The sequence below is a fragment of the Natronobiforma cellulositropha genome, from assembly GCF_025629245.1.
Classification (GTDB): Archaea; Halobacteriota; Halobacteria; order Halobacteriales; family Natrialbaceae; genus Natronobiforma; species Natronobiforma cellulositropha.
The window spans coordinates 396277-409543 of sequence record NZ_JANZXN010000015.1 but is presented as its reverse complement, the minus strand read 5'-3'; the positions used below and the strand labels follow the sequence as shown (position 1 = coordinate 409543).

14 protein-coding genes are annotated in these 13267 nt (G+C 67.0%); 6 read left to right on the top strand and 8 right to left on the bottom strand.

Annotation, left to right across the window (positions count from 1 at the left end):
- Window positions 1-4: 4 nt before the first annotated feature.
- Complete coding sequence (locus tag N0B15_RS07815; RefSeq protein WP_263019115.1) at window positions 5-277, bottom strand: DUF8152 family protein; 273 nt, start codon at window positions 275-277, stop codon at window positions 5-7.
- 103 nt (window positions 278-380) lie between these two features.
- On the opposite strand from N0B15_RS07815, the gene N0B15_RS07810 reads away from it, so the two are divergent.
- The 5 genes from N0B15_RS07810 to N0B15_RS07790 all read left to right on the top strand — a co-directional run bounded on the left by N0B15_RS07810 (window position 381) and on the right by N0B15_RS07790 (window position 4925).
- Window positions 381-1775 carry an FAD-binding oxidoreductase gene (locus N0B15_RS07810; RefSeq protein WP_263019113.1) on the top strand — a complete coding sequence of 465 codons (1395 nt, stop codon included), beginning with the start codon at window positions 381-383 and terminating at the stop codon, window positions 1773-1775.
- A gap of 36 nt (window positions 1776-1811) precedes the next feature.
- Complete coding sequence (locus N0B15_RS07805) at window positions 1812-2249, top strand: NUDIX hydrolase (protein ID WP_263019111.1); 438 nt, start codon at window positions 1812-1814, stop codon at window positions 2247-2249.
- A 122-nt stretch (window positions 2250-2371) separates the two neighbouring features.
- Window positions 2372-3232: a UbiA family prenyltransferase gene (locus N0B15_RS07800; protein ID WP_263019109.1), complete on the top strand. Its 861-nt coding sequence runs from the start codon at window positions 2372-2374 to the stop codon at window positions 3230-3232.
- 178 nt (window positions 3233-3410) lie between these two features.
- Window positions 3411-3611, top strand: coding sequence for a hypothetical protein (locus tag N0B15_RS07795; protein WP_263019108.1), 201 nt, complete (start codon window positions 3411-3413; stop codon window positions 3609-3611).
- A 90-nt stretch (window positions 3612-3701) separates the two neighbouring features.
- On the top strand, window positions 3702-4925 hold the full coding sequence (locus N0B15_RS07790; RefSeq protein ID WP_263019106.1) for an alpha/beta hydrolase family protein: 1224 nt from the start codon (window positions 3702-3704) through the stop codon (window positions 4923-4925).
- A 57-nt stretch (window positions 4926-4982) separates the two neighbouring features.
- On the opposite strand, the gene N0B15_RS07785 is transcribed toward N0B15_RS07790, so the two are convergent.
- The 4 genes from N0B15_RS07785 to N0B15_RS07770 all read right to left on the bottom strand — a co-directional run bounded on the left by N0B15_RS07785 (window position 4983) and on the right by N0B15_RS07770 (window position 9105).
- Window positions 4983-5999 (bottom strand): GDSL-type esterase/lipase family protein, encoded by a 1017-nt coding sequence (locus N0B15_RS07785; RefSeq protein ID WP_263019104.1) that lies wholly within the window; start codon window positions 5997-5999, stop codon window positions 4983-4985.
- Window positions 6000-6199: 200 nt separating this feature from the next.
- Complete coding sequence (locus N0B15_RS07780) at window positions 6200-6541, bottom strand: DUF7344 domain-containing protein (protein ID WP_263019102.1); 342 nt, start codon at window positions 6539-6541, stop codon at window positions 6200-6202.
- Window positions 6542-6876: 335 nt separating this feature from the next.
- Entirely contained in the window at window positions 6877-7761 is an 885-nt protein-coding gene (locus N0B15_RS07775) for an IS1595 family transposase (RefSeq protein ID WP_263019100.1), read from the bottom strand.
- A gap of 165 nt (window positions 7762-7926) precedes the next feature.
- The gene (locus N0B15_RS07770) at window positions 7927-9105 is read right to left on the bottom strand and encodes a redox-regulated ATPase YchF (RefSeq protein WP_263019098.1); all 1179 of its coding nucleotides are present in this window, start codon (window positions 9103-9105) and stop codon (window positions 7927-7929) included.
- Between the two features lie 173 nt (window positions 9106-9278).
- On the opposite strand from N0B15_RS07770, the gene N0B15_RS07765 reads away from it, so the two are divergent.
- Window positions 9279-9698: a DUF2267 domain-containing protein gene (locus N0B15_RS07765; protein WP_263019096.1), complete on the top strand. Its 420-nt coding sequence runs from the start codon at window positions 9279-9281 to the stop codon at window positions 9696-9698.
- Between the two features lie 17 nt (window positions 9699-9715).
- Here N0B15_RS07765 and N0B15_RS07760 read toward each other — a convergent pair whose 3' ends face one another.
- From N0B15_RS07760 to N0B15_RS07750, 3 genes are read right to left on the bottom strand one after another with little or no spacing between them, the layout of a single operon-like run.
- Window positions 9716-10255 carry a DUF7519 family protein gene (locus N0B15_RS07760; protein WP_263019094.1) on the bottom strand — a complete coding sequence of 180 codons (540 nt, stop codon included), beginning with the start codon at window positions 10253-10255 and terminating at the stop codon, window positions 9716-9718.
- Window positions 10252-12213, bottom strand: coding sequence for a DUF58 domain-containing protein (locus tag N0B15_RS07755; protein WP_263019092.1), 1962 nt, complete (start codon window positions 12211-12213; stop codon window positions 10252-10254). Before N0B15_RS07755 ends, N0B15_RS07760 begins: the two co-directional genes overlap by 4 nt.
- Complete coding sequence (locus tag N0B15_RS07750) at window positions 12210-13154, bottom strand: DUF4129 domain-containing protein (RefSeq protein WP_263019090.1); 945 nt, start codon at window positions 13152-13154, stop codon at window positions 12210-12212. The genes N0B15_RS07755 and N0B15_RS07750 overlap by 4 nt, the downstream gene beginning before the upstream one ends.
- Window positions 13155-13267: the final 113 nt, after the last annotated feature.

Sequence of the window (13267 nt, the reverse complement as noted above, 5' to 3'; positions counted from 1 at the left end):
CTCGCTACTCGAGAATCGTCTCACACAGTTCTCTGGCCGCCTCGACGTGAGCGGCCGCCTCCTCGTTCTCCGGCTCGTCAGCCGACTCGAGCAGCGACGCCACCTGCCGGACGCGCTTTTCGGTCGTCTCCGCGTCGAGGTCGTTCGTCGCGGCGTCGCGGGCGACGGCTTCCGCCTCGCCGAGCCACCGGTTCGTCCGCGGGTCGACCGGCAGCGCCGCCGTCGCCTCGAGTCTGGCGTAGAGTTCGTTGACGTAGAGCTGTGAGTCAGGGTCCATACGCACCGTACGGCCGCGAGTGCCGTCGGCGTTTCGGCCCCGAGCCACCCCCGTCGCGTTCCGGTTCTGAAAGCTTGATAGGCTCGCTCGCACAGGTCCATCCATGAACCACGAGTGCTCGTTTCTGACCGATCTCGGCCTGAGAGACGACCAGGTCTCGTTCGAGCGGGCGAGCCGCGACCAGCACGCGACCGACTGGGCGACCGAGCGGATCAGCGACGGCGTCAGCCCCGACGCCGTCGTCTGGCCCGAGTCGACCGACGACGTCTCGCGCATCCTCGCCGCGGCGACCGACCACGGCGTTCCCGTCACGCCCTACGCGGCCGGCACCGGACTCGAGGGTCACGCCGTCCCCGTCGAGGGTGGGATCAGCATGAACCTGACGCGGATGGACGCCGTGCTCGAGTACCGCCCCGCGGACTTCCAGATCGACGTCCAGGCGGGCGTTCTCGGTGCGGCCGTCGACGAGCACGTCGGCCGCGACGGGCTCTTCTTCCCGCCGCTGCCCTCCTCTGGTGAGATTTCGACCGTCGGCGGTATGATCGCAACCGACGCCAGCGGCATGCAGACCGTCAAGTACGGCGAGGTCGCCGACTGGGTGCTCGGACTCGAGGCCGTCCTCGCCGACGGGACGGTGATCCGGACGGGATCGCGAGCGACGAAGACCTCGAGCGGCTACAACCTGACCGACCTCCTCGTCGGTAGCGAGGGCACGCTCGCGGTCGTCACCGAGGCGACACTCGAGCTGGCAGGGCGGCCCGAACAGGTCCGTGGTGGGCGAGCCATCTTCGACTCCATTTCCGACGCGACCGAGGCCATCGCCGACGCCATCGGCGCGGGCGTCGACGTCGCGAAGATCGAACTCCTCTGTGATCTGAGCGCCCGGATGAGCAACACCTACCTCGAGACCGACCTCCCGGACGCCCCGATGGTCTTCCTCGAGTTCCACGCCAACCACGGCATCGACGAGGAGATCGCCCTCTGTGAGGCGCTCTTCGAGAGCCACGGCGTGCGGGCGTTCGAGATCGGTGCCGACCGGGCCGCGATGGACGACCTCTGGACCGTCCGCAAGGAACTCGCCTACGCCATTCTCACCTACGAGGAGGCGCTCGAGCCGGTCCACCACGGCGACGTGACGGTGCCGATCAGCGCCTACCCCGAGATCGTCGGCTTCGCGAAAGCCCTCGCCGCCGAGTTCGACGTCTACGTTCCGTGTTACGGCCACGCGGGCGACGGCAACCTCCACTACACCGTCTTAGTCGACCACGACGACCCGGCGGCGCTCGAGCGCGCCGAGAACATCTACGACCGCGTGGTGCGGCGCGCGATCGACCTCGGCGGGACGGCGACCGGCGAACACGGCATCGGCGAGGGCAAGCGCCGCTACATGGTCCCCGAACACGGCGCGGGCGCGGTCGGGGCGATGGCCGCGATCAAACGCGCGCTCGACCCGACCGGCACGCTCAACCCCGGGAAAGTCCTGCCAGACGACGGCTGACAGAAGGGTTAGGACCCCCATCTGCGTACGGAGTCTATGAACCCTGCGTACCCCACCGTCGAGAAGGCGTACGCCTACGTGACTCGAGACGCTGGAGGCTACACCGGCCTCGAGTTACTCGTCTTCGAACAGCCGACGCCCGGAACCGGCGTCCAGGTCCCGAAGGGAACCGTCGACGAGGGCGAAGCCCCCGCCGAGGCGGTCGTCCGCGAACTCGAGGAGGAGACCGGCATCGACGAACCGACCGAGGTGACCCACCTCGCGAGCGACCGCTGGGTCCACGACCGCCGGCGTGCGATCTACCGGCGACACTTCTTCCACGTCCTCGTCGACGAACCGCGCGACGCGTGGGACCACGTCGTCACCGGCGCGGGCGAGGACGACGGCATGGTCTTCTCCTGTTACTTCACCTGCCCGCGCTCGGTCGCACTCTCGCGGGACATGGGCGACTACGTTCACACGGTTCTCGAGTGACGACGGCCGCGCGCCGTCGCCCCGGAACCGCAGCCACTCGAGGCGTAGCCGGGGCTGACTCTCGAGACCTGTTCGGAGTCCTGACCCCGAGGCTTATTGGCCCGTCCGTGGTGGCACAGATCATGTCACTGGCGAGAGGTGCGACCGGCCCGACGGCGAGCGCTCGAGCGTACCTCTCACAGGTCCACCCGGTGTTCATGCTGCCGCCGCTGGCGGCGTCGCTGTTCGGCGCACTGCTGGCGGGGACGGTCGACGGGGCGCTCGCGACGGTGCACGTCCTCGCCATCTTCGCGGCGGTGTACACGGCCCACCTCAAAGACGGCTACGTCGACTTCCACGTCCGCGGCGAGGACGACGACCACCCGCTGACGGTGCGTGGCTGTCGGGTCGGTCTCGCGGGTTCGACCGCCGTGTTCGCTGGCTGCTGTCTCGTTCTCGCGCTGGGGGCGAATCTGCTGGCGGTGGCGCTGACGGTGCCGACGTGGCTGATCGCCTACCACCACGCGCCACAGCTCGACATGAACCCGATTACGGCGACGACCGGCTACCCGCTCGGCATCGCGCTGGCGATCCTCGGCGGCTACGCCGTCCAGACGGCGACGCTCTCGCCGGTCGTCCTCGCTTTCGCGCTCGTCTTTCTCGTCTTGCTCTCGGGGATCAAGGTGATCGACGACGCCCAGGACTACGAGTACGACCGCTCGATCGCGAAACGGACGGTCGCCGTCGTCGTCGGTCCCGACCGGGCGCACACCGTCGCCTACGGCCTGATGGTCACGGCGCTCCTGGTCGTCGTCGCTTTCGCTGCCGTCCGGGTCTTTCCACCCACTGCCGTCCTTGCCGTCCTCGCCTTCGCCGCCGTCGCCGCCGTCGCCAGACGGGCCGAGCCACGGCTCGCGACCATGTTGCTCATCCGCGGCTCCTACGTCTTCCTCGCCGTCCTCGTCGCCGCCGTCTGGTTCGACCCGTTCGTCGGACTCGGGTGAGGGGAGCGACTGATGTCGGCCGGTCGGACCGGAGTGTGGGGTGGACTGGGTGTCAGCCAGCCGGGCTGGGGTGGCGGACGTACCGACTCGAGCGGCCGACCATCACCCTGGTGCTGTGTGTCAATGAACGGGACAACTCGCAGAAAATATTATATTGATGTGGATTTTAATTATCTCAATGGTCACCTCGACCGTCAACCTCGTGGGGGGAAATGCGATGCTCGGGGGCGTACTCGTGGGGTCGGCGGCCTTCATCGCCATCACCACGACGCTCGTCGCTCTGGGGATCGACGAACAGTTCGCTGGCGCACTCGCTGGCGCAGCGGCGATCACCGGTCTCTGGGGGGTCGGTCTCGTCGCTGCCATCGGCCGTCGGTAGCAGGGGGGTCACTCGAGCGACGCGTGAGCCACCTCGAGCGGCGCAACCGTGGTGTGACGGGATTATGCCCGTCGCCGTGGTCCGAGGGCCATGGCCCTCGATCACTTCGGCGCGGAGTTTTCTGGACAACTCGAGCGAACGCTTGGAAAGGCCCCCGCTGGCTGTGCGGATGTCGGAGAGGTTTTCGCAACCGCAGCACGGATCGACGACGGCGACTACGTGAGCTGGTACGAGGAGTGGAGTAAAACGGCGAGGGCGGTCGAGACGGCCGCGCGTGAGTCCTTGGAGCGCGGCCACGACGTGAGCGCTCGCGAGGCGTTCCTGCGAGCGACCGAGTACTACCGCTCGGCGTACTTCTTTCGCCGACACGACCTCGACGATCCGACGCTCCTCGAGGCGTGGCGTCGCCAGCGCGCCTGTTTCCGGGAGGCGCTCTCGCTGGCCGACCACGGCGCAGCGGTCGTCGAGATTCCCTACGAGGGAACGACGCTGCCGGGGTATCTGCTCACACCCGACGACTCGACTCAAGCACGGGCGACGGTAATCGGCTTTCCGGGCTACGACGCACCACTCGAGGAGTCCTATCCGATGCTCGCGAAGGCTGCGCTCAGACGCGGATACACCTGCCTGCTGTTCGAGGGTCCCGGACAGGGTAGCGTCCGCTACGAGCAGGGTCTTCCGTTTCGCCCCGATTACGAAGCGGTGGTCACTCCTGTCGTCGACTACGCGGTCGGCCGGACGGCCGTCGACGCCTCCCGCCTCGCGCTGGTCGGCCGGAGCTTCGGTGGCTACCTCGCACCGCGGGCCGCCACTGACGACAACCGTCTCGCCGCCCTCGTCGCCGACCCCGGCCTGTACGACCTCGGCACACTCGTGAACGACCGGCTCCCCGACGCGCTTCGAGACGGCGTGCTCGAGGGTGATCCCGACGCCGACGCGGCACTCGAAGCCAAGCTCGAGGAGCCACACGCCCTCGAGTACTTCGGCTCGCGGATGGCCGCCCACGGCGTCGACTCCCTCGGCGAGTACGTCCGCGAGCTACAGGCGTACACGCTCGAGGGGCGCAGCGAGCGCATCGCGTGTCCGACGCTGATCACCGAGAACGAATCGGACCACCTCTCGGTGCAGTCACGGACGCTGGCAGAGTCGACGGCCGCACCGACTACCTTCGAGCGCTTCACCGACGCGGAAGGCGCTGGCGGCCACTGCGAGGGAGCCGGCCAGTCGGTGTTTCACCGACGGCTGTTCGACTGGCTGGACGAGACGCTCGAGAGACCCCGCGATGCACACGCCCGAAAGCCAACAGAGGCGTGACCACAGGGGCCGTCGCTCCGAGTCTGCGGCCTGCACGCAACATCGGCGAGCAGGCGCTCACTCGACCACTCGCTCGAGGTGGCGGGCCAGTCCGGCACCGATGGCCGCCATCCCGGCGTCGCCCGGGTGGAGGAGGTCGGCGGTGAGTCCGGATACCTCGAGTAACTCGGGTCCTTCGACGAGCGAGAGGTTCGCGTGCGGAGCGTCGGCGACGACCGAGCGCAGCGCCTCGCGGTAGGCTCGAGCGTGTTCGGCGTCGCCGGTCTCGGTCAGGTCGGCGAAGTAGGGAAAGAGCGTCACGCAGACGACTGGGTTGTCGGGGTGGGCCGCAGCAACCGTGTTCACGAAGACGTCGGCGCGCTCGCGGAACTCCGCCGGTGAGAAGCCGCCGTTGGCCATGTTCACCGAGAGCGCGAGCGTCGCCACGTCCCAGTCCTCGCGGCTCGCGATGTAGTCGGCCATCGCCGATTCGGCGTAGGCAGAGCCGGAGCAGCCGAGGTTCAGCGCGTCGTAGCCGCAGGTGCGGGCGACGTGGGTGACGTAGTTCAGGTGCGGTGCGGAGGTGACGGCCCCCTCGGTGATCGAGGTCCCGTAGGCGAGGTAGCGTCGGTCGGGCAGTTCGTCGGCGTCGGGTGGGCGACAGTCACCGCGAACCTCGTGGAGCGCGACCGCGGGGACGCGCTCGAGGCGGAGCCGACACACCTGCGGGGCGAACCGTCCCGTCGCCTCGTTCTTTGCGAGATCGCGAAGACGCTCGGGAAGCGAGAGGGTGAGCGTCGTCGGCTCCGGCCCGATGTCGGTCGGCTGCCAGGGCTGGAACGGTCCCCAGAAGGTGTGAACCCGCGTTGGCTCCGGCGCGGAGAGCGTCACCTCGATCTCCGCCTCGGGCGAGTCGGGGACGAACCTGATCTCACAGCCAGTGGGGTGGCGCACCCGGTCGCTGGCACGCTGGTTCAACCCCTCGATCACGGCCGCAGGCACGCGATACAGCCGCTCGCCGTCGGCCGCCCACTCGGCGGGCGTCGTCTCGGCGACGTTGTGTAGCGAAATCGATGGATACTCCTCGGGAGACATAGGCGTGGCTCACCGGTCGAGAGCATAATCCTGGTGGTACGTTTCGTTCTCACGTCTCGAGGTGGGACGAAACCAGGGCCGAAAACCGAGACGCCGGTTCTCCATCTCTGTCGCTCGAGTGGCTCACCGTCTCACGGTCTCGCGGAGGTGGACGTTGTGTCCGCTCTGTGCCAAGTATGGCTGCGAACCTATTTGTACTGTCACGGCCAGTTGGCTGGTAATTCGTCCTCGTGTTCGTCCATCAGTTCGAGCAGCGGTGCGATTTCCTCGAAATTTGGCCCTCGTCGAATCGTCTCGGTGTCCGGGTCCCATGCAATGTATCCCGCATCTGCTAGCTTTGGCAGGTGTGAATGGAACAATTCCGTCTTCATCTGCTCAACTTCGTTTTCGTCAACGCTGTCTGAATTGAACGTTTCCGGGGCAAATTCGTCCTCGTCGCGGGGGTTATGGTCTGCGACTGCGAGCAGAATGCGGCGGCGGTACGAATTTCCCAGCATGTCGAACATGACGTCGAGAGACGCCGAAGTGGTGGTTTGGCTCATGGTTGCGTGGCTCGTTGGTGCGGAACACGTGTACTCTGTGATACGTTCCGCGCGACTGCCACGCGAAGAGAACGAAGATGATTGCGCGACCGGGTATCCGGTCCAAGCGGCCCGTGAATGGGCACGAACGCACAGTATGTTTGAGGTCCCGTATCGATAAAGGGGTCCAAGGGGGATAAAGCCTGTGAGGAATTCTACGTTCTCAACGGGTATTGGTTCGCGTGCGACGACGAAATCAGGACGATCCTCGAGCAGTTCGGCACGGATCAGGCAACCGTCGACGAAACGGAACCCCTCGAATACCTTCGACGCTCTTGTGTAGCACTTTGTTGATCTCACAGCGTCGCTTTGATGGCGTGTTTAAGCGCTTCTCTTCCCGGTTTTCGCAGTAACTCTCGTCGAAGCTGAAACGCTCGGAGATACTGTGTGAGTTTATCCTTCGAGATACTTCGATGAGGCGAGAGCCACGGTCGCAGCAGCGAGCCGTGGCTCTCGCAGCTATTGACGTGAACGTCGTCATCGGCGTATTGACCGTCACCGTGGACGACGTATTCGCGTTCGAATGCGTCGTCCTTCTCTAGTGGTTCGTACGCTCGAAATCCGTCTGTATAAACAGTCAACGGCTCCTTTTCACGGTTTGCGAGAAGGAGCCGAATCGTCGATTCGTCGGCGGATTTCGCAGGGATCACGTACCGGTTGCCGGTGCCACGATCAACGATCGTGAATACCGGCGGTTTGTCCTGCTCGTATGTTCCTCGTCCGCGCGTAGAGAGGCCACGCGAGCGCGACGGGTGGTCGCGCTCGCGGCCTTTCATCCCCGCAGAGACGTAGACCTCGTCGATCTCAACCGGTCCGACGAGGGTGAGCGAAGGCGCGTCGAGCGCCTTCGTGAAGCGCTCGACGCGCTGGTAGATTGTTTTGTACTGGACATCAATTTCGAGCTGAAGTTGGCGCAGGCTTGTGTTAAACCGGAGAAACGCGTAAATCGAGAACAGCCACTTTCTGAGCGCGATCTTCGAATGGGCGAAGATCGTGCCAGTCTTATCGTTGAACGTGCGGTCGCAATTCTTACAGAGGTAGCGCTGAAAGTGTCCATAGCTGCCGTTCTTGACCGTTCGGTCTGAACGGCAGCGGGGACAGGAAACTCCGTTACGCCAGCGAACCTGCTGTAACAGGTCCGCTGCGACCGATTCCGACCCAAACACATCTAGCGGAATCATACGTATCGGACACCGCTGACGCGGTGTCCTTGTCCTCTTCGATTTCAGAGCCACAGCTGAACAGTATCAACAATCTCCTACAGAAGAGCGAAAGACGAATAATGCATCTCCTTTGCTGACCACCGCACCAACCTACAACGCACTGTTCAGTTTCTGCGAGTGGTCTCAGTTCGTGCTCACGATCTTGACCACGTCACCCTCCTCGAGTTCGTAGCTATCACTCACTTCACGGCTGGTCTTGGCGTTGACCGCGTGGAGGTAGCCGTCGCCGATGTCGGTGTGGACGGCGTAGGCGAGGTCGACGGGGGTCGATCCCTCGGGGAGCAAGAGTGCGTCGGGGAGGACGTTTCCGCTCGCGTCGGTCCACTTCGAGGCGTCCTGGACGGGATAGGCGGTGAGGTGCTCGAGGAGGTCGTAGACGGCGTAGTTGAGCGCGGCCTGGACGCCGGTGCCGTCCCAGTCGGCCATCGTCTGGGCTAAGTCCTCGAGCGCCTCGCGCTGGCCGTCGGTCACGTCGCCGGTGATCTCGAGGTCGGTGTCGCCGGGATCGTAGGCGACGAGGTCGGCGTCGGCGGCGCGTCGGAGGGCGAGTTCGCCCTCGGCGGTCGTCGGGATGACGGGCTTCTCGAGGTCGAGCAGCGCCTCGACGTGCTCCGGCGGGGCGACGTCGATCTTGTTGGCGGCGACGACGATCGGTTTGGTTCGCGCGCGGACGTCCCTGGCGAGCGCCTCGCGGTGGTCGTCGGTCCACTGGATGGGGTCCTCGGGGTACTCGAGTTCGCGGAGGATGGTCGCGACGTCGATGGCTGAGGCCCCGAAGCCGGTGAGCATGTCGGCGAGGACGTCGTCTAAGTCGAAGCCGGGTGAGCGGGACTTGCGCTCGACTGACTCCCAGTTACGCTCGACGATACCCGCGAGCCACATGTCCATCTCCTCTTCGATGAAGTCGATGTCCGAGACGGGGTCGTGCTCGCCGATGTCGACCGGTTCGCCCTTCTCGTTCGTCCCGCCGGAGGCGTCGATGACGTTGACGATCACGTCGGCGTTGGTCAGTTCGTCGAGAAACTGGTTGCCCAGCCCCTTCCCCTCGTGTGCGCCGGGGACGAGTCCCGCCACGTCGAGCAGTTCGACGGGGACGTAGCGCTTGCCGTCCTGGCAGTGGTCGCTGGTACAGCGCTGGTCGCGCTCGAGACAGGGACACTCGGTGCGGACGTAGCTGACGCCACGGTTGGCGTCGATGGTCGTGAACGGATAGTTGGCGATGTCCACTTCGGCCATCGTCGCCGCCGTGTAAAACGTCGACTTCCCGGCGTTTGGCTTTCCGGCGAGGGCGATCGAGAGCATGCCCCGGAGTAGCGCGGGTGGGGGAAACTGTCTTTCGATTCCACGGGTGACCGTCCGAAACGTTCGGAACGGCCGCGGCTCGAGCGCCCTTGCGGCCGACGGGGGACAGCGCACACCGGCGGCTTTCACTCGACGGCCACACGCTCTTTCGAACGCCTGTCGAAGCCGCTCACATGCAGTACGCAGACTTCGTCGGGCAGGTCCAACACCGTGCCCAACTCGACTCCCAGGAGGCCGCACTCAGCACCAGTCGGGCGACACTCGAGACGCTCGCAGAGCGCGTCCAGCCGGGTGACGCGAAGAACCTCGCCGCACAGCTTCCGACGGAGATCGGCCGCCACCTCGAGCGAAGCGACGACGCCGACCGCTTCGATCTCGAGGAGTTCTACGAGACGGTCGCCGAGCGAGAGCGCGTCGGTGAGGGCGAGCGCGCGGACGTGGTGTACCGGAGCCGTGTCGTCATTGACGTCGTCGACGACGCTGTCGACGAGGGGGCGATCGGAGCCGTGCGTGATGGGCTTCCCGACGAGTACGCGGAGCTATTCGAGTTCGTCGAGATGGAGGGGCAGACGGGGCCGGATTCCGGCGGCTGAGCCGAGCGGTGTCACACTCACCGCGGGCGACGCGACCGGCGACGGGAGGACCGGCCGCCGGCACCCAGCCCGATCGTCACGAGTGTCGCCGCGACGAGCAACAGCGCGACCGCAGCGACCGGTTGTCCACCGGCTGCGAAGAGGTACAGCGTGTACGCGAACGTGACCGTCACGAGTCCGATCAGCGCGCTCGAGACCGCGTGGACGGTCTCGAGTCTCGCGGTGGTCGACTCCCAGCCGAACGTCTCGCCGAGGTCGAGCGCCGAGTGGCCGAGGTCCCAGGCGACGACGACCGCGACGGTCGCGAGGAGTGTGAGTTCGACGGAGCCGTTGCGGTAGCCGATCAGGACGACGGCGAGAAACAGCGTGAGTCCGGCGACGTCGAGCAGCGCGTGGCTGGTGCGAGCCAGCGCGAGCGCGACGAGAACGGTCCCGAGGAGGGCGAGCGCGAGTGCGTCGGTACTCGCGAGCACCGAGAGCGTCGTGACGAGGAGGGCGCTCCCGAGGGCGACGGCGCTCGAGCGTCGCGTCGGTCTCCGGGTCAGGTGGTCGCTCACCGTCCACCTCCGGAGCGGGCAGCGAGTGCGTTGCGGGCGAACACGTCGTCGATGGACTCCTCGTGGGGCCAGTCGACGACCGGGATGCCGCCGCGCTGGAGGTCGAACTGGTAGATTCGGCGGGCGGTGCGGACGAGCTGGTGGCCGACCGTTCGCGTCGTGGTTGGGTCCGGGCTGACGACGGTGACCGTGTGGCCGTGTGCGTCGAGCCACTCGGCGATGTGTTTCGAGGTTCGATCGCACAGCGCCGTGAGGAAGACCACCTGTGTCTCGGCGGAGAGACGCGCATCGAGCGCACGTACCTGTGGCGACCACAGTCCCTCCGATTCGGGCTGGCGCGAGGAGAACTGCGGGTGGGCCGCGAGCGTCCGCTGGTAGCGCGCACGGTGGTGTCCCCCCGACCCCGGTGCGAGCCAGCAGGCTTCCGGTGACGGGTCGTCGGTACGGTTGTAGTAGGGTCCGAGCGCCGCCAGTCCGACCGCGTCGCCGTTCTCGAGCAGTGTCGCGGCGATTCGGCCCGCCGCGCCGACCGAGCGGTCGACGGCGTGGGTGGTGTCGGGTGTCGGCGCGAGGTAGGCGGCTTTCCGGGCGTCGACGAGGACGACCACGCGCGCGGCGCGCTCTTCGTGGAATTCGAGGGTCGCGAGTTCGCCGGTGCGCGCGTGGCGGTTCCAGTCGATGCGGTTGAGCGGGTCGCTCTTTCGGTACTCGCGCACGGAGTGAAACTGTGTGCCCGACCCGGCTTCGGCCGTCGTGAGGTGGCCCGCGAACGTCGAGGCGGTCGTCCGTAGCGGGACGTTCGACGTGACTGGGCGCAACACCGGCTCGCAGACGATGGCGTCCGTGGCGGCGACGAGGAACTCCCGTTCGCTCGAGCGCGCGAAATCTCGCGTCACCACCAGCGTCGGATCGAAGGTGTGGCGACCGTTCAGCGCCGTCACCGTGTACTCGAAGGTGAGCGACTCGCCGGGGCGCAGGGCGGTGGCGATGCGGGCGACGCCGTCGGTGACGGGAAGGCCGGTCGGAACGCCGTCGACGATGCGCACGTCGGGGAGTATCCGCCCGCTCTCGTTTTCGAAGGTGACGGTGACGGTGACCTCGTCGCCGGGTTCCGGCGTCTCGCGGTCGAACTGCCGCTCGATCGAGAGGTCGGGTGTGGGTGGGTCGGTCGCGTTCGCCACGGCGGCGTAGCCGATGGCGACTGCGCCGGCGACGACGATGGCCGGCGACTCGAGGAGTGCCCCGAGACCGACCGCGAGCAGGGAGACGACGCCGATGCCGACCCAGTGGCCGGTCGAGCGTTCGGAGCGTTCGACGACGGGTTCGGTGATGGCGTCGGCCGTCGTCCGCGTCTCCGGTTCGTCGAGTTCCTCGGGGTCGTACGCCGCGAGTGGCGGTTCGTCGGCGTGTGGCGAGGTGATGGTCGCGACGGCGCGAGCGGTGTGGCGAACTCCCTCGCGGTAGGAGGTGTGACGGACGAAGCCGCGCGTGAGTCGGTCGCGGAGCGTCCGGGTTGGCGGGTCGACCTCGGGGGCGAAGAAGGCGTTCGCGTACGGGTCGTCGGACCAGGTCCCCTCCCGGAGGCGCTCGCGTGCCTCCTCGAGCGAACAGCCGTCGAAGCGGGTCAGCGCGGCGGTGGCGGCCTCGTAGAGACCGCTCGAGACGCGATCACCCGCGCTGAACGGCGACTCCTGCGAGTGGAACAGGCCGGCGGCGCCGGTGAGCGACGCGCCGGGGACGGGGACGTGCTGGCGGCGTTCGGGGTCGGGCGCGTCGAACGCGTTCCGGGTGCGTTGGCGACGGTTGCTCATCGCGACCGCGGCGATGAGCAAGACGACGAGCGCGACGACACCCAGAAGCCCCTGGCCGGCCGGGACCGAGACCGAACCGAAGAGGACGAACACGGCGAGGAGGAAGGCGAGCACGCCCACGACGAGCGGCACGACTCTGACGCTCATCGTCGACCACCGTCTCGTCCGGGTCGGGCGGGCGTGTCGTCCGTAACCGAAGCGTCGCCCGCGTAGGCCGCTTCGATCGCTCGCAACGTCTCGAGTGCTCGCCGTTCCGTCTCGGCGGTCGTTTCCGCGTCGCCGTAGCGGACTTCCTCGAAGAGTCGGGTGAGCGCCGCCACGTGTTGGCCCTCGAGACCGGCGTCGACGGCCGCGTCGGCGAACTCGCCGGGTGTGGTCGTTTCGGGGTGTGAGACCTCGAGCAGCCGGGTCATCTCGAGCCAGGCGCGGTACACCTCGTTGTCGAGGTCGTCGCCGGCCGCCTCCTCGATCCGCGCTGCGGCCTCACCCGCCGCGGCCCCGACCGCAGCGGCATGGGTGTCGTCCTCGGAGACCGTCGACGACGGGGCGGGCGCCGTGTCGTCCGACGAGCGCGTCAGCGCGAGCGCGCCGACGAAGACCGCAGTGACGGCACCGATGAGTACGAGTAACGTCCCGACCGGGAGCGTATCGGCCGTGCCGTCGCCACCGCCTCCGGGTTCGCCTCCGGTCTCGTTTTCGGGTGGCGGAAGCTCCGCGGGCGGTGGATCCACCGTCACGTCGATCGTAGAGACGAGGTAGATGACCGCCAGCAGGCCGAGCGCGAAGACTGCCACGATGGCGAGCAGTTTGAGCGCGTCGCGCCGGTGAGCGAGGAGGTACCAGGCGAGGACGAGCGCGAGGGCGAGGACGAGCGCGATCACGAGGTACTCGAGAAACGGCGGGACGCCCTCGGCGAGTGGCTCCGGTTCCATCGGTGGCGACTCCGGTGCGAATCCGTCGGCCCCACCACCGGAGCCACCGTCGCCACCTGGCTCGAGCGGGCTATCGATGGTCGCAGCGGCGAGAGCGATCGCACCGATGCCGATCACTGCACCGGTGAGTCGGACGAGGAGGCTACGTCGGGACACCTGTCGTCCTGACCTATCGGTCGGTCAGACATAAAAGGGACCGTTGGGCACGCGTTGGCGAGACTGTGACGAAGACCCGGCAGTGAGACCGACGGAGGCGAGTGCCTCGGGCG

What these genes read in the sequence shown, in the direction of transcription:
- N0B15_RS07770 (WP_263019098.1), bottom strand. Translation starts at nt 9,105, where the DNA reads ATGCTCTCGATCGCCCTCGCCGGAAAGCCAAACGCCGGGAAGTCGACG.
- N0B15_RS07810 (WP_263019113.1), top strand. Translation starts at nt 381, where the DNA reads ATGAACCACGAGTGCTCGTTTCTGACCGATCTCGGCCTGAGAGACGAC.
- N0B15_RS07805 (WP_263019111.1), top strand. Translation starts at nt 1,812, where the DNA reads ATGAACCCTGCGTACCCCACCGTCGAGAAGGCGTACGCCTACGTGACT.
- N0B15_RS07790 (WP_263019106.1), top strand. Translation starts at nt 3,702, where the DNA reads ATGGCCCTCGATCACTTCGGCGCGGAGTTTTCTGGACAACTCGAGCGA.
- N0B15_RS07785 (WP_263019104.1), bottom strand. Translation starts at nt 5,999, where the DNA reads ATGTCTCCCGAGGAGTATCCATCGATTTCGCTACACAACGTCGCCGAG.
- N0B15_RS07775 (WP_263019100.1), bottom strand. Translation starts at nt 7,761, where the DNA reads ATGATTCCGCTAGATGTGTTTGGGTCGGAATCGGTCGCAGCGGACCTG.
- N0B15_RS07780 (WP_263019102.1), bottom strand. Translation starts at nt 6,541, where the DNA reads ATGAGCCAAACCACCACTTCGGCGTCTCTCGACGTCATGTTCGACATG.
- N0B15_RS07795 (WP_263019108.1), top strand. Translation starts at nt 3,411, where the DNA reads ATGGTCACCTCGACCGTCAACCTCGTGGGGGGAAATGCGATGCTCGGG.
- N0B15_RS07800 (WP_263019109.1), top strand. Translation starts at nt 2,372, where the DNA reads ATGTCACTGGCGAGAGGTGCGACCGGCCCGACGGCGAGCGCTCGAGCG.
- N0B15_RS07765 (WP_263019096.1), top strand. Translation starts at nt 9,279, where the DNA reads ATGCAGTACGCAGACTTCGTCGGGCAGGTCCAACACCGTGCCCAACTC.
- N0B15_RS07755 (WP_263019092.1), bottom strand. Translation starts at nt 12,213, where the DNA reads ATGAGCGTCAGAGTCGTGCCGCTCGTCGTGGGCGTGCTCGCCTTCCTC.
- N0B15_RS07815 (WP_263019115.1), bottom strand. Translation starts at nt 277, where the DNA reads ATGGACCCTGACTCACAGCTCTACGTCAACGAACTCTACGCCAGACTC.